The sequence below is a fragment of the Actinoplanes solisilvae genome (assembly GCF_003999975.1).
In the GTDB taxonomy this organism is placed as follows: Bacteria; Actinomycetota; Actinomycetes; order Mycobacteriales; family Micromonosporaceae; genus Actinoplanes; species Actinoplanes solisilvae.
The window spans coordinates 49,815-66,051 of the sequence record NZ_RJAC01000002.1 but is presented as its reverse complement, the minus strand read 5'-3'; the positions used below and the strand labels follow the sequence as shown (position 1 = coordinate 66,051).

20 protein-coding genes, 1 tRNA gene, 1 other RNA gene and 1 pseudogene are annotated in these 16,237 nt (G+C 68.6%); 13 read left to right on the top strand and 10 right to left on the bottom strand.

Annotated features, from left to right (window positions below; genetic code table 11):
* The first annotated feature begins 67 nt into the window (after nucleotides 1–67).
* The 3 genes from ftsE to EER30_RS07105 all read left to right on the top strand — a co-directional run bounded on the left by ftsE (nucleotide 68) and on the right by EER30_RS07105 (nucleotide 3,028).
* Entirely contained in the window at nucleotides 68–748 is a 681-nt protein-coding gene (gene ftsE, locus EER30_RS07115) for a cell division ATP-binding protein FtsE (protein ID WP_127499559.1), read from the top strand.
* A 61-nt stretch (nucleotides 749–809) separates the two neighbouring features.
* The gene (ftsX, locus tag EER30_RS07110) at nucleotides 810–1,685 is read left to right on the top strand and encodes a permease-like cell division protein FtsX (RefSeq protein ID WP_127499558.1); all 876 of its coding nucleotides are present in this window, start codon (nucleotides 810–812) and stop codon (nucleotides 1,683–1,685) included.
* A gap of 104 nt (nucleotides 1,686–1,789) precedes the next feature.
* On the top strand, nucleotides 1,790–3,028 hold the full coding sequence (locus EER30_RS07105) for a M23 family metallopeptidase (RefSeq protein WP_164842251.1): 1,239 nt from the start codon (nucleotides 1,790–1,792) through the stop codon (nucleotides 3,026–3,028).
* A 57-nt stretch (nucleotides 3,029–3,085) separates the two neighbouring features.
* On the opposite strand, the pseudogene EER30_RS07100 reads toward EER30_RS07105, so the two are convergent.
* Nucleotides 3,086–3,387: pseudogene (locus tag EER30_RS07100) on the bottom strand (IS200/IS605 family transposase).
* Nucleotides 3,388–3,461: 74 nt separating this feature from the next.
* On the opposite strand from EER30_RS07100, the gene EER30_RS07095 reads away from it, so the two are divergent.
* The 4 genes from EER30_RS07095 to ssrA all read left to right on the top strand — a co-directional run bounded on the left by EER30_RS07095 (nucleotide 3,462) and on the right by ssrA (nucleotide 6,391).
* A complete protein-coding gene (locus EER30_RS07095) occupies nucleotides 3,462–4,613 on the top strand; it encodes an RNA-guided endonuclease InsQ/TnpB family protein (protein WP_127499557.1) in 1,152 nt (383 codons plus the stop codon).
* 104 nt (nucleotides 4,614–4,717) lie between these two features.
* On the top strand, nucleotides 4,718–5,194 hold the full coding sequence (gene smpB / locus EER30_RS07090; RefSeq protein WP_127499556.1) for an SsrA-binding protein SmpB: 477 nt from the start codon (nucleotides 4,718–4,720) through the stop codon (nucleotides 5,192–5,194).
* Nucleotides 5,195–5,257: 63 nt separating this feature from the next.
* Nucleotides 5,258–5,977 (top strand): cellulose binding domain-containing protein, encoded by a 720-nt coding sequence (locus EER30_RS46935; protein WP_164842250.1) that lies wholly within the window; start codon nucleotides 5,258–5,260, stop codon nucleotides 5,975–5,977.
* A 38-nt stretch (nucleotides 5,978–6,015) separates the two neighbouring features.
* Nucleotides 6,016–6,391, top strand: a transfer-messenger RNA (tmRNA) gene (ssrA, locus tag EER30_RS07075).
* A 264-nt stretch (nucleotides 6,392–6,655) separates the two neighbouring features.
* On the opposite strand, the gene EER30_RS07070 is transcribed toward ssrA, so the two are convergent.
* The 5 genes from EER30_RS07070 to EER30_RS07050 form a co-directional block, all read right to left on the bottom strand.
* Nucleotides 6,656–7,027 (bottom strand): type II toxin-antitoxin system VapC family toxin, encoded by a 372-nt coding sequence (locus EER30_RS07070; protein ID WP_127499554.1) that lies wholly within the window; start codon nucleotides 7,025–7,027, stop codon nucleotides 6,656–6,658.
* The gene (locus EER30_RS07065; protein WP_205650133.1) at nucleotides 7,024–7,524 is read right to left on the bottom strand and encodes a hypothetical protein; all 501 of its coding nucleotides are present in this window, start codon (nucleotides 7,522–7,524) and stop codon (nucleotides 7,024–7,026) included. Before EER30_RS07065 ends, EER30_RS07070 begins: the two co-directional genes overlap by 4 nt.
* Before the next feature lie 74 nt (nucleotides 7,525–7,598).
* Nucleotides 7,599–8,669, bottom strand: a complete 1,071-nt coding sequence (locus EER30_RS07060; RefSeq protein WP_127499553.1) for a sensor histidine kinase — start codon at nucleotides 8,667–8,669, stop codon at nucleotides 7,599–7,601.
* A complete protein-coding gene (locus tag EER30_RS07055; protein ID WP_127499552.1) occupies nucleotides 8,666–9,328 on the bottom strand; it encodes a response regulator transcription factor in 663 nt (220 codons plus the stop codon). The genes EER30_RS07060 and EER30_RS07055 overlap by 4 nt, the downstream gene beginning before the upstream one ends.
* Nucleotides 9,329–9,333: 5 nt before the next feature.
* Nucleotides 9,334–9,960: a VanZ family protein gene (locus tag EER30_RS07050; RefSeq protein WP_240669873.1), complete on the bottom strand. Its 627-nt coding sequence runs from the start codon at nucleotides 9,958–9,960 to the stop codon at nucleotides 9,334–9,336.
* A 128-nt stretch (nucleotides 9,961–10,088) separates the two neighbouring features.
* On the opposite strand from EER30_RS07050, the gene EER30_RS07045 reads away from it, so the two are divergent.
* On the top strand, nucleotides 10,089–10,586 hold the full coding sequence (locus EER30_RS07045) for an RNA polymerase sigma factor (protein WP_127499551.1): 498 nt from the start codon (nucleotides 10,089–10,091) through the stop codon (nucleotides 10,584–10,586).
* Nucleotides 10,579–11,187: a LytR C-terminal domain-containing protein gene (locus EER30_RS07040; protein ID WP_164842249.1), complete on the top strand. Its 609-nt coding sequence runs from the start codon at nucleotides 10,579–10,581 to the stop codon at nucleotides 11,185–11,187. The genes EER30_RS07045 and EER30_RS07040 overlap by 8 nt, the downstream gene beginning before the upstream one ends.
* A gap of 10 nt (nucleotides 11,188–11,197) precedes the next feature.
* On the opposite strand, the gene EER30_RS46930 is transcribed toward EER30_RS07040, so the two are convergent.
* The 3 genes from EER30_RS46930 to EER30_RS07030 all read right to left on the bottom strand — a co-directional run bounded on the left by EER30_RS46930 (nucleotide 11,198) and on the right by EER30_RS07030 (nucleotide 12,561).
* On the bottom strand, nucleotides 11,198–11,371 hold the full coding sequence (locus EER30_RS46930; protein ID WP_164842248.1) for a hypothetical protein: 174 nt from the start codon (nucleotides 11,369–11,371) through the stop codon (nucleotides 11,198–11,200).
* A 327-nt stretch (nucleotides 11,372–11,698) separates the two neighbouring features.
* Nucleotides 11,699–11,771 (bottom strand) — tRNA-Ala (locus tag EER30_RS07035).
* A gap of 196 nt (nucleotides 11,772–11,967) precedes the next feature.
* A complete protein-coding gene (locus EER30_RS07030) occupies nucleotides 11,968–12,561 on the bottom strand; it encodes a YqgE/AlgH family protein (protein ID WP_164842247.1) in 594 nt (197 codons plus the stop codon).
* Between the two features lie 68 nt (nucleotides 12,562–12,629).
* On the opposite strand from EER30_RS07030, the gene EER30_RS07025 reads away from it, so the two are divergent.
* On the top strand, nucleotides 12,630–13,427 hold the full coding sequence (locus tag EER30_RS07025; protein ID WP_127499548.1) for an S-methyl-5'-thioadenosine phosphorylase: 798 nt from the start codon (nucleotides 12,630–12,632) through the stop codon (nucleotides 13,425–13,427).
* A gap of 41 nt (nucleotides 13,428–13,468) precedes the next feature.
* Nucleotides 13,469–14,212, top strand: a complete 744-nt coding sequence (locus EER30_RS07020; protein WP_127499547.1) for a class I SAM-dependent DNA methyltransferase — start codon at nucleotides 13,469–13,471, stop codon at nucleotides 14,210–14,212.
* Between the two features lie 78 nt (nucleotides 14,213–14,290).
* Here EER30_RS07020 and EER30_RS07015 read toward each other — a convergent pair whose 3' ends face one another.
* Nucleotides 14,291–14,869, bottom strand: a complete 579-nt coding sequence (locus EER30_RS07015; protein WP_127499546.1) for a TetR/AcrR family transcriptional regulator — start codon at nucleotides 14,867–14,869, stop codon at nucleotides 14,291–14,293.
* Nucleotides 14,870–14,920: 51 nt separating this feature from the next.
* On the opposite strand from EER30_RS07015, the gene EER30_RS07010 reads away from it, so the two are divergent.
* On the top strand, nucleotides 14,921–15,463 hold the full coding sequence (locus EER30_RS07010; protein ID WP_240669872.1) for a hypothetical protein: 543 nt from the start codon (nucleotides 14,921–14,923) through the stop codon (nucleotides 15,461–15,463).
* Between the two features lie 73 nt (nucleotides 15,464–15,536).
* Nucleotides 15,537–16,235: an aggregation-promoting factor C-terminal-like domain-containing protein gene (locus EER30_RS07005; protein ID WP_205650132.1), complete on the top strand. Its 699-nt coding sequence runs from the start codon at nucleotides 15,537–15,539 to the stop codon at nucleotides 16,233–16,235.
* Nucleotides 16,236–16,237: the final 2 nt, after the last annotated feature.

The window sequence follows — 16,237 nt, the reverse complement described above, 5'->3', positions numbered from 1 at the left end:
CCCGTGGTGCAGATTGACGGACCCGGCGGACTTGGAGATTCCGTTACACCGCGTAGACTGCCTTCCCGTGATTCAGCTTGAGAACGTGACGAAGACGTACCCGAAGGCGTCTCGGCCGTCGTTGGACGAAGTCAGCGTCGGTATCGAGAAGGGTGAGTTCGTCTTCTTCATCGGCCCCTCCGGTTCCGGCAAGTCCACGATCATCAAGCTCCTGCTCCACGAGGTCGCTCCGACCCAGGGCAGGGTCGAGGTGAACGGCAAGGACGTGACCTCGATCCGGTCGTGGAAGATCCCCCACTTCCGTCGCTCCATCGGCTGCGTGTTCCAGGACTTCCGTCTGCTGCCCAACCGCACGGCGTACGAGAACGTGGCCTTCGCTCTGGAGGTCATCGGCAAGACCAAGGCCGTGTCCCGGCGGGTCGTGCCCGAGGTTCTCGAGCTGGTCGGTCTCGGCGGCAAGGAACACCGCTACCCCCACGAGCTCTCCGGTGGTGAGCAGCAGCGCGTCGCGGTCGCCCGGGCGTTCGTGAACAGGCCGCTGATCCTGCTCGCCGACGAGCCCACCGGAAACCTCGACCCGGACACCTCGATCGAGATCATGCGACTGCTCGACCGGATCAACCGCACCGGTACGACGGTCGTGATGGTCACGCACGACTCCAACATCGTCAACCAGATGCGCCGACGGGTCATCGAAATCGAAAGCGGCCGCATCGTTCGCGACCAGGCCCGCGGCGTCTACGGCTGAGGCCGGCTCCGCTTTTTCCCCCGACTGAAGAACCGCGCGGAGTCCCGGAAGGAACCCCCCGATGCGCTTGAAGTACGTCCTCAACGAGGTCCTGGTGGGCCTGTGGCGAAACGTCACGATGACGGTCGCCATGATCATCACCTTGTCGGTCTCGCTGACCATGCTGGGCGCGAGTGTGCTGCTTTATCTGCAGGTCGACCAGATGAAGAGCTTCTACTACGGCGAGATCGAGGTTTCGATCTTCCTGCGCCCGGACGTCAGCGCGGCGCAGCGGCAGGCGATCGACTCCGCCATCTCGGCTAACCCGCTGGTCAAGGAACGCACCTACGAGACCCGCGAAGAGGCGCTCAAGCGGTTCCAGGAGCTCTGGAAGGACTCGCCCGAGTTCGTCGCGTCGGTCGGGCCGAACAGCCTGCCGGAGTCCTTCCGGGTCAAGCTGAAGAACCCCGAGACCTACAAGACGTTCACCGACCAGATGACCGGGATGCAGGGCATTCAGGACATCATCGACCAGCGGGCGCTGCTCGACAAGGTGTTCAACATCTTCAACGCCATCCAGGTGGGTGCCCTTGTGGTCGCGGGGGTGATGGCGTTGGCCGCGCTGCTCCTCGTCGGAAACACGATCCAGGTGGCTGCCTACAGCAAGCGCCGCGAGGTCGCGGTCATGAAGCTGGTGGGTGCGTCGAACTGGTTCATCCAGGCGCCGTTCGTGCTCGAGGCGGTGGTCGCCGGTCTGATCGGCGCGGTCCTCGGCTTCATCGCGCTCTTCGTGAGCAAGGTGGTGCTGCTGGACAACAAGCTGCAGGCCCTCACGACCATCCTCACGCCGATCGAGAACGGCAACGTCTGGCTCATGCTGCCGCTGCTGGCGGCGGTCGGCGCGGCGGTCAGCGCCGTCACCGCGTGGGTCACCCTGCGCTTCTACCTGAAGGTCTGACGCCCTCACGCTGAACACACGACGGCCGCGTTCCCGATCAAGGGGACGCGGCCGTTGGGCGTTTTAGGGCCAAAGACCCTGAAGGTCGCGTTACCGTGCTCTTCGTGCGGTCAAAACGTAGACATAGCCGAAAATGGGCGCTTCTGCTGTTTTGCGCGTGCCTGCTCATCGCGCCGCACCCCGCGCACGCCGACCCCGACGACGCCGCCGAGCGCGCCGGCAAGGCCGTCCAGCGGGCTGAAGCCGTACTGGAACATGCCACCGACGTGGCCCGCGCGGCTGCCGGCCGTCTCGAGGCCACGACCGCCGCGATGCCCGCCGCGCAGAAGAAGGTCGCCACCTCCCGGGGCGTCGTCGCCGCCGCGCAGACAGCCGCCAACACCGCGAGCCGCAAGGCCAGGACCGCCCAGGACGCGTACGCCACCGTCGCCGGACGGTTCGACCAGGCGCGGGACCGCGTCGACGGCGCCCGCGAACGGGTCGACGAGATCGCCACGGCCAGCTACATGGGCGGCGACATCGCGCGGATCAACATGCTCGTCGAGGCCCGCGGCCCGGCCGACATGATGCAGCGGCTCGGCCTCGTCGACCAGATCATGCGCCGCCAGCAGGAGGACGTGCAGGAACTGGTCGACGCCCGCCGCGAGGCCCGTACGGAACAGGACCGCGCCGGCCTCGCCAAGCGCGCCGCCGAGGAGGCCGAGGCCGACGCCCGCGCCCGTCTCGGCGCCGCCCGCTCGGCGCAGGCCGCCGCCGAACGCGCCCGGGTCGCGCTCGACAAGCTCACCCAGACCCGCGCCGCCGCGCTGCGGGTCGCCAACGCCCAGCGCTCCGCCGTGCTCGCCCGTTACGAGGCGGCCAAGGCCGAGGAGGCGCGGATCGAGGCGGCGCTGCGCGGTTACTCGCTCAAGGCCGGCGACGGCCAGTACGGCGGCGGGCGCCTGCTCATGCCGGTGTCCGGCTGGAAGTCGAGCGACTACGGATCGAGGTTCGACCCCTACTACCGGGTGTGGCAGCTGCACGCCGGCATGGACATCGCCGCGGGCGGCGGCACCCCGATCCGGGCGGCCGCCTTCGGCCGGGTGATCCGGGCCGGGTGGGCCGGCGGGTACGGCCGCTACACCTGCGTCAGCCACGGCCGCATCAACGGCGTCGGGTTCCAGACCTGCTACGGCCACCAATCGGCGATTCTCGTGCAGGTCGGCCAGTTCGTCCGCCGGGGCGAGGTGATCGGCCGCGTCGGCACCACGGGCGCCTCGACCGGCAACCATCTGCACTTCGAGACCCGCTTCGACGGCTCGCCCCGCGACCCGGCGAACTATCTGCCGCCCTGTCTGTGTTGAGACTTCAGTAGTTCGTAAGGCTGGAACCCAGGCCGTTCAGGGCTGGGAGGAAAGCCGTCACCCAGCGGGACGTTTCTGGTTTTCGATGTACTCCTTGGCCACGGAGAGTGGTGCTCCGCCGCACGAACCGGCGAAGTACGACGGCGACCACGGGTGCCCGCCCGCAGGTATTTACGCAGGCGGGGCCGTGTTCCTGGCGTAGGTTGCGGGCCGGGACGCCCTTGAGGCTGTTGACCAGCTTCGGCGCCGAAATCCCGGCACACGGCCATGATCTGCTCGCTGCGGGTGAGGGTCGGGTCGGTGAGTGCCGCGTGCCGGTACTTGGTGTCGAGGACCAAGCGGATGGGGAGGTTGGATATGACCGAGCGACTGCGGCGGACAACGGGGTCTGGGGTCCATCGTGGTCACACAGGGCAAACGATACGGTGGTCGGGTGAAGCTGGTCGTGCAGGTCAAACTCCTGCCGACGCCCGAGCAGGCAGCGGCGTTGGAGGCGACCCTGCGTGCTTGCAACGCTGCCGCGTCCGATGTCGCCGTCATGGCCCGCGTGAGCGGCGTTTACCGCAACTACGACCTGCGCAAGGGCGCCTACCAGGGCATCAAGGCCGACTACGGTCTCGGCGCGCAGGCCGCCCAGCACGTCATCAAGAAGGTCGCCGACGCGTACGCCGCGCTGAAGGCGAACCTCAAGGCCGGCAACTACGGCAAGCCGGGCAGTAAGCGTCGACGTCGGGTAGAGAGCGACCCGATCGGGTTCCGGTGGGACGCCGCCCAGCCGTACGACGCGCGGATGCTGTCGTGGCAGCACGATGCCCGCACTGTGTCCATCTGGACCACCGCCGGCCGGGTCAAGAACGTGGCGTTCACCGGCTCGCCGGACCAGCTCAAAGCTGTCGGCATCCTGCCGGTCGGTGAGTCCGACCTGGTTCACCGTGACGGCATGTGGTTCCGGTATGCCACCGTCGAGGTCGTAGAGCCTGACCTGATCGATCCGCAAGGTTGGCTCGGTGTCGATCTGGGCATCGTGCAGATCGCGACCACCTCCGACGGCAAGACCTATGCCGGGAAGCGGCTCAACCGCTACCGCCGCCGCCAGGTCCGGCTGCGCGCCCGGTTGCAGGCCAAGGCCACCAAGTCCGCGAAGCGGCTGCTGGCCCGCCGTAACAAGAAGGAAGCCCGCAACGCCGCCAACATCAACCACGTTGTCTCGAAAAGCATTGTGGCCGAGGCTGCACGCACCTCGCGCGGTATCGCCGTCGAAGAACTGACAGGCATCCGTGCGAGGGTCCGGCTGAGGAAGCCCCAACGGGCCGCACTGCATTCGTGGAGCTTCGCTCAACTGGGCGGCTTCCTGAGCTACAAGGCCCGCCGGGCCGGTGTCCCGCTCGTCCAGGTCGACCCGCGTCACACGTCACAGACGTGCTCGAAGTGCGGGTACCGGGACAAGCGGAACCGGCCCGACCAGGCCACCTTCAACTGCCGTTCGTGTGGGGTCGTTGCCTCCGCAGACGTCAACGCAGCCGTCAACATCGCCCAGCGTGGCGCCGACGGCTGGGGTGCAGCCAATCACCCACACGCGGCCTGACCTCGCAGCCAGCGGGGAAGTAAACGCAAGCCCGCTCACTCATGGGCGGGTAGTTGGCTAGGATTCTGAAGTTCCATCACTCATTTCACAGGGGGTTCGGCGGCATGCCACGCGAACAAGGTCGCAAGGTCGTCGCCTCCAACCGCAAGGCCTACCACGACTACACCATCCTCGATACGTACGAGGCGGGCATGGTGCTCACCGGCACCGAGGTGAAGTCGTTGCGGGCCGGGCGGGCCTCGCTGACCGACGCGTTCGGCCACGAGAGCAACGGCGAGATCTTCCTGCACGGGCTGCACATCCCGGAATACACCCAGGGCACCTGGACCAACCACGAGCCGCGGCGCGTCCGCAAACTGCTGCTCAAGCGCGACGAGATCGTCAAGCTGCGCACGAAGCTGCGCGACGACGGCCTCACTCTCGTGCCGCTCCAGGTCTACTTCAACAACGGTTACGCCAAGGTCGAGATCGGCCTGGCCAAGGGCAAGAAGAGCTACGACAAGCGGCAAGACCTGGCCTCCCGCGACGCGCAGAAGGAGATCACGCGCTCGCTCGGCCGGCGTGCCAAAGGCATGGCCTGACAGGTACCCTTCCCCGCCGGCGTTTTCACGTTCGGCGCCGGTCCGTGGGGAGGGGTCCACTCGGTGCGCTTGTTCGGTACCGCTCGGTTCGTCCTGAGTTTCGCCGTGGCGATCCTGGTGCTGCTGACCGTCTGGATCGCGGTCCGTGCGGTGGGTCCCGCCGAGGCGTCCAACGCCCCCGCGGTCGTGCTGCCGGCGATTCCCCGCGTCACGGTGGCGGCCCCGGCGAGCGCCACCTCCAAACCCCCTTCCCGTACGACGTCAGGAACGCCCTCGCCGTCGTCGAAGACCTCGGCCACCGCCCGCACGTCGGACCCCGCGCCCGACGGGACACCGACCCAGAAGTCCACCGGTGGGCCGGCCGCGACCACCAAGCCCGCGCCGTCGTCCTCGTCCCCGCGGCCGCCGGCGTCGCCTCCCGCAACCCCGCCGGCAGCCCCGCCCGCGTCGCCGCCCCCGCCGGCCCGCACCGACGTCGAGGCGACGGTGTCGGTGACCGCGAGCTGGAGCTCCGGCTACATGGCATCGGTCCGGGTCGTCAACGAGGGCGACACCGCGGTCGAGTGGAAGGTGACGGTCAGCCACTCCGGCCTGGAGAACCTGCGCCTGCGCGGCGTCTGGGGCGCGAACGGGAATCTGGACGGCAGCACGCTTGTTCTGACCGGTGGACGCCTCGAGCCAGGCCGTTCCGCGAGGTTCGGCTTCCAGACGTCCAAGACCGGGCGTGGTGACGCCCGTCCAGCGGGCTGTAATGCGGTGGGCGGCTCTTGTCGCGTCAGGTAAGCTGGACAAGCAGTTAGCAAGATCCTGGCACTCCCCACGGGGGTGACTGGTTTCGACTTCGAATGTGGAGACAGGGGAAGCGAGCCGAGGAAGCCGACGTCGTCTCGAGAATCGGTCGTCGGAAAACAATAAGCGCCGAAACCAAGCGCTCCAGCTTCGCTCTCGCCGCCTGAGGCGAGTAGCAAGCTTGTCGGACCGGGAACACCTCCGTCCCGGATCTCCGGCATCAGCTAGGAGGTTGGCCAACAGGTCCCGGTCGCGGGGGCCTCACGGCGAGATTAATCAGCGACTGGGCCCGTCACAGGAACTCGCTCACGTGATTCCAGGGGCCGAGTAGAGGCACAGTGAGCTGCGCTCGGAGAAGCCCTGACAAAGCGACGAAGGACCCGGGTTCGATTCCCGGCACCTCCACAAGAGGAAGCGGCACCGCCCACACGGGCGGTGCCGCTTTCGTTTAGGGGCGTGTGACCAGCGGCGATGCGATCGAGAAGCTCAACCTCGTAAGGATGAGTGAAAGCGACCCAACGTCACAAAGCCGGTGGCCGCTCCGACTTCGTATCCAAATAACCGGACATTGTTATCAGCTCAATGGATGTGACGATTCGATCGGGCCATGCGTTGATTTTCAACTACGGCTGGCGCACCCAAGCTGGTCTGACAGCGTGGCGGCCCGTCGACTCAGACGGGCAACACGTCGACGTCGTACTTCGGTATGTGGGCGTCGCGGGTCACCAGCGTCAGGCCTTCGAGTTGCGCCTGCGCGATCAGCATGCGGTCGAAGGGATCGCGGTGGTGCATGGGCAGCCGGCCCGCCGCTATCCCGTGCTCGGCGGTGATGTTGAGAAGCTGGAAGCCGCTGTCGCGGACCTGTTCTGGCAGCTCGGGTGGCTCGAGCTTGCCCAGTGCATGCTTGATCGCGACCTCCCATACGGTCGCTGAACTGATGTAGATGTCGGCCTCTTGGTCGAGTCGCTCCTTGACGTCGTCGGCCAGGGTGGGATCGTCGGCCAACCACCACAGCACTATGTGAGTGTCGAGAAGCAGGCTCACGGCGCCAGCCCGAAATCGCGGGCGATGCCGTCATTGGTCTCATCGGAATCCCAGTCGTCCGAGGCGGCGAGCTGGCCTCGCAAAGAGCCTCGCCCGGATCGCAGGGCGCCAGGACGGATCGACTGTAGCGAGCGGCGTCCGCCGGTCTCGTCCTCGATCTGCCAGAAGGCCCAACCGTTGCGGTTGTCGTTGATGTCAGGATTGAAGTTCCTGATCACGGCTCGTGCTGCCCCGGTCGGGCTCTTGAACGACTGGCCGGCGAGCGGGCCATCGACGATCTCGACCCGGGCCGGTTCGAAGTATCGCGCACGCACTCGATGCCCGTCGTAGTCGGCGTAGATCGCCACACCCTGGGCGGTGGCGCGTGGCGCTTCCTCTTCTGTCCAGGTGCTGGTCGCGATCAATCGACGAATGACCGCCCCTTCGGTGAGATGCGCCATCCGGGCCGCGAACGAGACGGTGCGCTTCGTTTCTTCATCAACCTCGATGGTTGCCATCTCAGGTCACCTCCGACGCCACGATAGCGTCAACTGAGAAAGCAAAGCAAGCAAATGCAGCAGTCTGAGCGCCTCTATGCGGTGCGGGGGAGGCGGACTCTTACGAGGAGGCCGCCGCCCGGGCGGGGTTGCAAAGTGAGAGCGCCGTGGTGGGCCTGGACGATGCTTTTCACGATCGCCAAGCCCAGACCCAGGCCCGCGTGCTCGTCGGTGCGTACGCGGGCTGTTCCTCGCTGGAAGGGCTCGGTGAGGGTCGGTACGAGGTGCGGCGCGACCGGGTTGCCGGTGTTCTCGACCGTCAGCAGGCTTGTCGAGCCGTCGGTCGCGGTGTGGATCCGTACGGTGCCGTTGGTGGGGTGGTTGTGAACGATCGCGTTCTGGATGAGGTTGGTGGCCATTCGCTGCAGGAGGGACGGGGAGCCACGGGTCAGGGCGGCGTCGCCGGTCACGGATAGGTCGATTCGGCGCTGTTCGGCCAGGGGGAGGAGCGTCTCGGCGGCTTCCTCGGCGATCAGGGAGAGGTCCACCGGCTCGCGGGTGAAGGTGTCGCCGCGGCTCATCAGCAGCAGCGCCTCGGTCAGGTCGATCGCCCTCGCGTTCACGGCGTGGAGGCGTTCGACGAGCTCAGGGCGTACGCGGGAAGGGTCTTTGCGGGCCACGTCGAGCAGGGCCTGGGAGATCGCCAGCGGGGTGCGCAGCTCGTGGGAGGCGTTCGCGGCGAATCTCTGCTGCTCGGCCACGTGGGACTCGAGTTGCTCGAGCATCGCGTCGAAGGCGTCGGAGAGCTCGCGGAACTCGTCGCGGCGGCCGGTCAGGCGGATCCGGTGGGAGAGCGAGCCCCGGCCGGCCCGGCGCGCCGCGTCTGTGATGCGGGTCAGCGGGGCGAGCATGCGGCCGGCCAGGATCCAGCCGCCGGTGAGGCCGAAGACCAGCAGGAAGGCGAGCACGACGGCGGCGCGGGGCGCGAAGGTGTGCAGAAGATTCGAGCGGGTCGGGAAGATGCCCGTGAGCGGGGTGCCGGGCACGATGAGGCCCTGGTCGGGGACGTACCGCAGCAGGAAGACCCACACCGTCGCGAGCAGCAGCGCCCCGGCCAGCATGAGGAACCCGGCGTAGCTGAGGGTGAGCTTGACCCGGACGGTCATGACGCGTCGATCCGGTAGCCGACGCCGGGCACGGTCGCGATGATCCACGGTTCGCCGAGCCTTTTGCGCAGCGCCGAGACCGTGATGCGTACGGCGTTGGTCAGCGGATCGGCATTCTCGTCCCAGGCGCGTTCCAGCAGCTCCTCGGCGCTCACGACCCCGCCCTCGGCGGCGACCAGCACCTCCAGCACGGCGAACTGCTTGCGGGTCAACGCCACGTAGCGCCCGTCGCGGAAGACCTCGCGGCGGAACGGGTCGAGCCGCAGGCCGGCGATCTCGCGGACCGGGGGCCGGGCGTGCGCGCGCCGGCGGTCGAGCGCACGCAGCCGCAGCACCAGCTCGCGCAGCTCGAACGGCTTCGTGAGGTAGTCGTCGGCGCCCAGCCCGAAACCGGACGCCTTGTCGTCGATGCGGTCGGCCGCGGTCAGCATGAGGATCGGCATGCCGCTGCCCGAGGCGACGATGCGCCGCGCGACCTCGTCACCGGAGGGGCTGGGGATGTCGCGGTCGAGGACGGCGAGATCGTACGAGTTGAGGCTGAGCAGCTCCAGCGCCGAGTGGCCGTCGCCGGCGATGTCGGCCGCGATCGCCTCCAGCCGCAGGCCGTCCCGCACGGCTTCGGCCAGGAACGGCTCGTCCTCCACGATCAGCACACGCATGCGACTCAGTCTGCCGTCACCAATTCCGGCCGGGGTGCGGGCGTACGCCACCAGCGGCGCGACGCCAGCGCGGCCAGCCCGGCCCCGGCCGCGTTGACCAGCACGTCGTCCACCGAGGTGACCCGGTCGAGGCGGAAGGCGTACTGGGCGATCTCGACCAGGACCGAGCACGCGGCCCCGAGCGCCAGCACGCGCGGCACCGACGCGAGCGTCGCGAACCGCATGGGGGCGAAGAACCCGAGCGCCGCGAAGATCAGCAGGTTGCCGGCGATGCCGAGCGGACCCATGGCGACCAGGTCGACCAGCGGGATCAGGCTCAACCGGCCGGGTACGACACCGGCCCCGCTCCCGGGCATCAGGGTCAGCCACACCATCGGCACTGTGCCGTAGACCAGGCCCACCTCGGCCACCGCCAGCCGCCAGGGCCGCCCGGAAAGCGTCAGCACCCACGCCACCAGGGCCGCGACGGGCAGCCCGACCAGCGTCATGAGGACGACGCCGTTCTCGGTGTCGTAGCAGCCGTGCCACTCCCCGGCGAAGCATCTCGGGGCCGACATCAGGAGCGGGCGATGCAGGACATAACCGGCGACCACGGCCAGGCTTGCCAGCACGACCGTGCGGAAAGACTTCACAACGCCATTGGAGCCGACGAGTCGTTGCGACGCCGTATGCGATTTTCGATACGCCCGCGATATATGCAACCGGGCGGCCGGAAGCGGTGTGTTCCTCCGTGTGCAGGCACTGACAGGAAGCGGGAACCATGGCGGGCAGCGACAGCGCCGAATTCGACACGTTCTACATCGCGGCGGTCCGGCGGGTCGTGCTCTACCTCTACGCCGCGTGCGGTGACCGGGCCGAGGCCCAGGACCTCGCCCAGGAGGCCTTCGCCCGCGCCTGGCAGCACTGGCCGCGCGTCTCGGCGTACGACGATCCGGAGGCCTGGGTGCGCAAGGTCGCCTGGCGGCTGATGGCGAACCGTTGGCGGGGTCTGAAACGCCGGATCGCCGCCCTGGCCCGGCTGGGCCCGCCGGGCTCGGTCGACAGCCCGACGCCCGACCGGGTGGCCGTCGCCGACGCGTTGCAACGGCTACCGAAAGCGCAACGACAGGTCATCGCCCTGCATTACCTGCTCGACATGTCGGTCAACGACATCGCCGTCAGCATCGGCGCCCCCGCCGGGACGGTCAAGGCCCGGCTCTCGAGGGCCCGCGCCGCCCTCGCCGAACATCTCGCAGAAAAGGAGGTCACCAGTGCGTGAGCAACTACGGGAACTGGAGTCGGAGGTGCGGCACCTCCAGGTTCTGCCGGCTGCCGACGTTCGCGCCCGAGGCCGTCGCCGGGGACGCCGGCAACTGGCCGTCACCCTGGTCGCCGGTGCGGTCGTGGCGACCACGGTCGGTGTCACGGTGACGAGAAGCTCGGACGAGCCGCCAGTTCAGAGTGCGGCCGGATCGTCGGAAGTAGCCTGCGTCGTCAGCCTGCCGAGCAGCCCCGCGGCCGTACGGATCCAGGTGCTCGACGGCGGAGCCCCAGCCGGATCGGCCGCGGCGACCGTCGCGGGCCTTCGCGACCGTTCCTACACGGTGAATGGCACCACTCGCACGACGACTGTCCACAATCCGGCCACGCTGCGCTACGGCCCACGCGCGATCGGCGCGGCGGCCCTGCTGAGGGCACAACTGCGCGAGGACGCCGAAATGGTTTTCGAACCGGCCCGGGACGGGGACACGGTCGACCTCACCATCGGCCCGGGCTTCGCCGCCCGGCTGGTCACCCCGACCGAGCTCAACCAGGCTCTTGCCGCAGCCGGCACGCCCTCCGCGCCACCGCAGTGCACCTCGGTGACCAAGGTCAGCTGAGCGAGCTTGATCAGCTCAGCCGCAGACCTCGCTCCATGGCCAGGACCAATTCCAGCCGACGGTCGTTGGAATTGGGCCAATCGGGAGCATTCGGAACCGACATGTAGTGAACGAGCAGGTGCTTCGGCGAACCTGGCCATCGGGCAGCGATCTCGGCGAGGCGCTCCGCGCCGACGATGGTCACGATGTCGTTCCCCAGGATGCGGACCGCCGCAGCCGCGTCGTCAAGACCCTCTTGGGTAAGGAGTTCCTGACCGTGGCTTCCGGGGCAGGTGGACGACCGAGTCGACACCGCTGCCGGGAGGCGGCGTGTGCGGGTCCACCTCGAGGCGACGCCGAACTCGCTTAGGCGCTGCCGTGCGACACGCAGAAACCGCTCCGCGTCGACCGTTCGGTTTCGCATGCTGTTCAGTTCATTTGAACAAGGAAGAAAACTGAACAGAACTTGACGGCGAGCCCGGTGGAGATACAAAAACGCTCGGACCTGGAGGTCCGAGCGTTTTTGGAAGGGTGGAGCTGAGGGGACTCGAACCCCTGACCCCCACACTGCCAGTGTGGTGCGCTACCAGCTGCGCCACAGCCCCTTACCCGTCCCCGGTCGCCCGGGCACGGAGGAAATACTACACACCCCGGCGGCGGGGGTGTCGGGACCCCCTCAGTTCAGCGCGCTACCCGGGCTCCGCTCAGCGCGGGGCCAGGGCTCCGCTCAGCGCGCGACCCGGGCTCCGCTCAGCGCGGGGCCCGGGTTTCAGTTCAGGGCCGGCTCAGTTCAGAGCGGGCTCAGTTCAGGGCGGGGTCGGGCGGGAAGTGGGCCACCGCGGCCAGGATGTCGCCCTGGCGGCGCAGGACCATCGCCCACAGGTCGTCGGGGCGGGTCATGAACGGGTCGCCGGGCAGGGCGTCGAGCAGGAACCAGGAGCCGGCCGAGATCTCCTCTTCCAGCTGGCCCGCCGACCAGCCGGAGTAGCCCGCGAAGACACGGATGCCGGAGATGCTCTCGCGCAGCCGGTCGGGGTCGCCGGAGAGGTCGACCGTGCCGAGGGAACCGGCGACCTGGTGGAAGCCGGAGATGCGCTTCTTGACCTCGGGACGGGTGCGGGCGAGGCAGATCGCCGACTCGGGCTGCACCGGGCCGCCCTCGAAGAGCACCGCTGGGTCGCCCGCCAGCTCGCCCCAGCCGCCCAGCACGTCGGCGACCGGCACCTCGGTCGCCCGGTTGAGCACCACGCCGAGCGCCCCGCCGGTCTCGTGCGCGACGAGCAGCACGACCGTACGGTCGAAATTCGGATCTTTCAGCGTGGGTGTCGCCACGAGCAGCCGGCCGGTCATGGACTCCATCGACCGGCCTCCGATCCGCTGGCCCTCGCTATACATAAGCCGTCCCCACCAACGCCATGCATCGCACATTAGCCCGAGATTCCGGCCCTCGATAAGGTCTGTCCATGAACCCAGCGGCGGAGATCGGCGTCATCGGTGGTTCAGGGCTCTACGCCCTGCTCGACGAGGCCGTCGAGCACGAGGTGTCCACGCCCTACGGTCCGCCGTCCGACCCGGTGACCGTCGCCCGGGTGGGTGACCGCCGGGTGGCCTTCCTGCCGCGCCACGGCCGTGATCACCGCTACCCGCCCCACAAGATCCCTTACCGGGCCAACCTCTGGGCGCTGCGCGCTCTGGGCGTACGGCAGATCGTGGCCCCTTGCGCCGTCGGTGGCTTGCGTCCTGAGCTGGGCCCGGGCACGTTCGTCGTCCCCGACCAATTGATCGACCGTACGAGTGGCCGCGTGCAGACGTTCTACGACACCGGCGCCGTCCACGTGAACTTCGCCGACCCCTACTGCCCGCACGGTCGCCGGGCCGTCCTGGCCGCCGCCCAGCCCGTTGCCCCGGTCGACGGCGGCACGATGGTCGTGGTCGAGGGTCCGCGCTTCTCCACCCGCGCCGAGTCCCGCTGGTTCACCGCGATCGGCGGCGCGGTGATCAACATGACCGGCCACCCCGAGGCGGTTCTCGCCCGTGAGCTGGGCCTCTGCTACACGTCGATCGCGCTGGTCACCGACCTCGACGCGGGGGTCGAAGGCGAGCACGGCGTCACCCAGGAAGAGGTGTTCCGGGTTTTCGCCGACAACACCGAACGCCTGCGCGGCGTCCTGCTCGACGCGGTCACCCGCCTGCCGGGCGAGCGCACCTGCCCGTGCGCGTCCGCGCTCGACGGGCTGAAGCTGCCGTTCGACCTCCCGTAAATCGAAGGCGGTGTTCGGCGTCCGTCGATACCGTGCGGTTCATGAACGATCCGGACGGCTACTTCGGCGATCGCGTGGCCGAGACGTACGACGACTCGACCGGCGACGAGTTCCAGCCCGAAGTCCTCGCCGCGACGGCCGACCTGCTGGCCGACCTCGCCGGCGGTCCGGGCGCCCGGGCGCTCGAGTTCGCGATCGGCACCGGGCGGGTGGCGGTGCCGCTGGCCGAGCGCGGCGTGACCGTGCACGGCATCGACATGTCCCGCGCGATGGTCGCCCGCCTGCGGGCCAAGAACGCCGCGATCGGGGTCACGATCGGTGACATCGCCACCGTCCGGGCCGGCGCCGAGGGTGAGTTCGACCTCGTCTACCTGGTCTTCAACACCGTGATGAACCTGACCACGCAGGACGCCCAGGTGGAGTGCTTCCGCAACGCGGCCGCCCACCTGCGCCCGGGTGGTCGCTTCCTGATCGAGGTCATGCAGCCCGAGCTGCGCAAACTGCCGGCCGGCCAGACGCTGGTGCCGTTCACGGTGACGCCCGCCCGCTGGGGGTTCGACCGCTACGACGTGGCCACCCAGCAGATGAGCTCCAACTACGTGACTCTCCACGACGACGGCCGGGGCGAGTTCCAGTCGATCCCGTTCCGCTACGCGTGGCCGGCCGAGATGGATCTGATGGCCCGGCTCGCCGGCCTGCGCCCGGAACACCGCTGGGACTCCTGGTCACGTACCCCGTTCACCAGCGAGAGCACCAAAATCATCGCCACCTGGCAGAAAGCCTGACCCCGCCGAATCGCAGCGGGCTTGAGTCCGCGGCGGCCCGGGGCGGGAGCCGGTCGGGCCCCGGCGGAGGCTCTGCGGTCAGGCGGTCAGCTCGTCGAGGTAGGCGTCGAGGTGGTTGACCATCTCGGGGGCTTTCAGGTGGCCGGCCAGGACGTGGACGGTCAGGCCGTCGACGAGGGCGTGCAGGCGGGCCGCGACGGCGCCGGTGTCGTCGCCGGGGGTCAGGTGGCCGGCCAGGCTCAGGCACAGCTCGTGCATGCGGGTGAAGTGGAGCCGTTGCACCCTCGCCAGGGCGGGGTCGCCCAGGCCGAGCGCCAGGAACGAGAACGCGATGGCCGCCTCGGCGTAGCGCCGCTCGTCGACCGGCATGGTCTCGAGCAGGATCGCCCGCACCTGCGCCCGCACCCCCTCGTGCACGCCCTCGGGCGGCCGCCGGTTGACGATGCGCTCGGTGACCTCGTCGATGACCTGCTCGCAGGCGAAGGCCAGCAGCTCGCCCCGGGTGGCGAAATAGTGCCGCAGCGCGCCCGAGGACCAGCCCGCCTCGGCCGCGACCGAGCGGATGGAGATCTCGGCCACCCCTTCTCGGGTGATGACCCGGCCAACTGCGGCGGCCAGCTCCTGGCGGCGAGCGCCATGGTCGACGATTTTCGGCACACCCCATTATCGCACGGTCGTGTTACAAAGGATTTGACACAGTCGTGCGAAATGCGGGAGGGCGTCATGGTCGTCGCGATCGTCGCGTGCGAGATCGGATTCTGGGTGCTGCTCGTCGCCGGGCTCGCCGCGCGCTATCTGCTCAAGGCGCGGGCGCTGAGCGCGGTGCTGCTGGTGTCGGTGCCGCTGGTCGACGTGGCCCTGCTCGCCTTCTCGGTGATCGACCTGCGGCGCGGCGGCGAGGCCGGGGTGGGTCATGCGCTGGCCGCGGTCTATCTGGGCGTGTCGGTCGCCTTCGGCCATCGCATGGTGCGCTGGGCCGACGAGCGGTTCGCCTATCGCTTCGCCGGTGGTCCCCCTCCGGCCGGGCCGCCGGCGAAGGGCACGCGGGAACGCGCTGTGCACGAGCGCCGCTCATGGGTCCGGCACCTGGTGGCGTACGGGATCGCGGTCTTGATCCTGGGTCTCTTCACGCTCTTGATCGGGGATGCGGACCGCTCGGCGGCGCTGTGGAGCGTCCTGCGCGTGTGGACTGTCGTGCTGGTGATCGACGGGCTGGTGTCGTTCAGTTACTCGATCAGGCGGCCACTGTGACACACGCCACACTCTGATGAAACCCGTGCGTCGTTAGGCCAATGTGTTCCGAGCAGCGACGAAGGGGATGCTCGTGAATCGGCTCTGGAGCCGCGTGGGTGTGCGCACCGCGTCGGTCGGCGTCCTCGTCGCGGGTCTGATCGGCGGCGTCTATCTCGGTCAGAACCGTCTGTCGTCGACGGGCGGCGACTCCATCGTGAACGCCATGCAGGCCGACGCCGACATGGAACTGCTGAAACAGCACGAAAGTCAGCACGCCGCCGCCCGCTCCTGGCTGCGTCAGGCCGAGGGCCAGGCCGCGAACAAGGCGGCCGCGGCGGCCGACACCACCGCCGGGCGCGCCCACAAGCTCGAGGGCAAGGTCGCCGCGGACAAGAAGGCCGACGAGCAGCGCAAGAAGGAAGAGAAGGAAGCCGAGACCGGCGGCCCCGTTCCGTACACGGGCAAGATCCCGGGCTCGTGCAACGAATACAGCGGAAGCCGCAAGATCGGGTGCGCGCTGATGCTGGACAAGGGCTTCCCGATCGCCGAGTTCCCCTGCCTCGACAAGCTGTGGAAGGCCGAGAGCGGCTGGAACTACCGGGCGGAGAACAAAGGCTCCGGAGCGTACGGAATTCCGCAAGCGTTGCCCGGCAAGAAGATGTCCTCAGCCGGCGCCGACTGGAAGACCAACCCGGCCACCCAGATCAAGTGGGGGCTGGGCTACGTCAAGGGCAAGTACGACTCGCCGTGCGGCGCCTACGGCTACTTCCAGAGCAACGGCCACTACTGACC

Excerpts from the sequence above, each read along its gene's own strand:
- EER30_RS07045 (WP_127499551.1), top strand. The coding sequence starts at position 10,089 with ATGGCGGGCAGCGACAGCGCCGAATTCGACACGTTCTACATCGCGGCG.
- EER30_RS07065 (WP_205650133.1), bottom strand. The coding sequence starts at position 7,524 with ATGGCAACCATCGAGGTTGATGAAGAAACGAAGCGCACCGTCTCGTTC.
- EER30_RS07020 (WP_127499547.1), top strand. The coding sequence starts at position 13,469 with ATGAACGATCCGGACGGCTACTTCGGCGATCGCGTGGCCGAGACGTAC.
- EER30_RS07055 (WP_127499552.1), bottom strand. The coding sequence starts at position 9,328 with ATGCGTGTGCTGATCGTGGAGGACGAGCCGTTCCTGGCCGAAGCCGTG.
- EER30_RS07030 (WP_164842247.1), bottom strand. The coding sequence starts at position 12,561 with ATGTATAGCGAGGGCCAGCGGATCGGAGGCCGGTCGATGGAGTCCATG.
- EER30_RS07060 (WP_127499553.1), bottom strand. The coding sequence starts at position 8,669 with ATGACCGTCCGGGTCAAGCTCACCCTCAGCTACGCCGGGTTCCTCATG.
- EER30_RS07010 (WP_240669872.1), top strand. The coding sequence starts at position 14,921 with ATGCGGGAGGGCGTCATGGTCGTCGCGATCGTCGCGTGCGAGATCGGA.
- EER30_RS07025 (WP_127499548.1), top strand. The coding sequence starts at position 12,630 with ATGAACCCAGCGGCGGAGATCGGCGTCATCGGTGGTTCAGGGCTCTAC.
- smpB (WP_127499556.1), top strand. The coding sequence starts at position 4,718 with ATGCCACGCGAACAAGGTCGCAAGGTCGTCGCCTCCAACCGCAAGGCC.
- ftsX (WP_127499558.1), top strand. The coding sequence starts at position 810 with ATGCGCTTGAAGTACGTCCTCAACGAGGTCCTGGTGGGCCTGTGGCGA.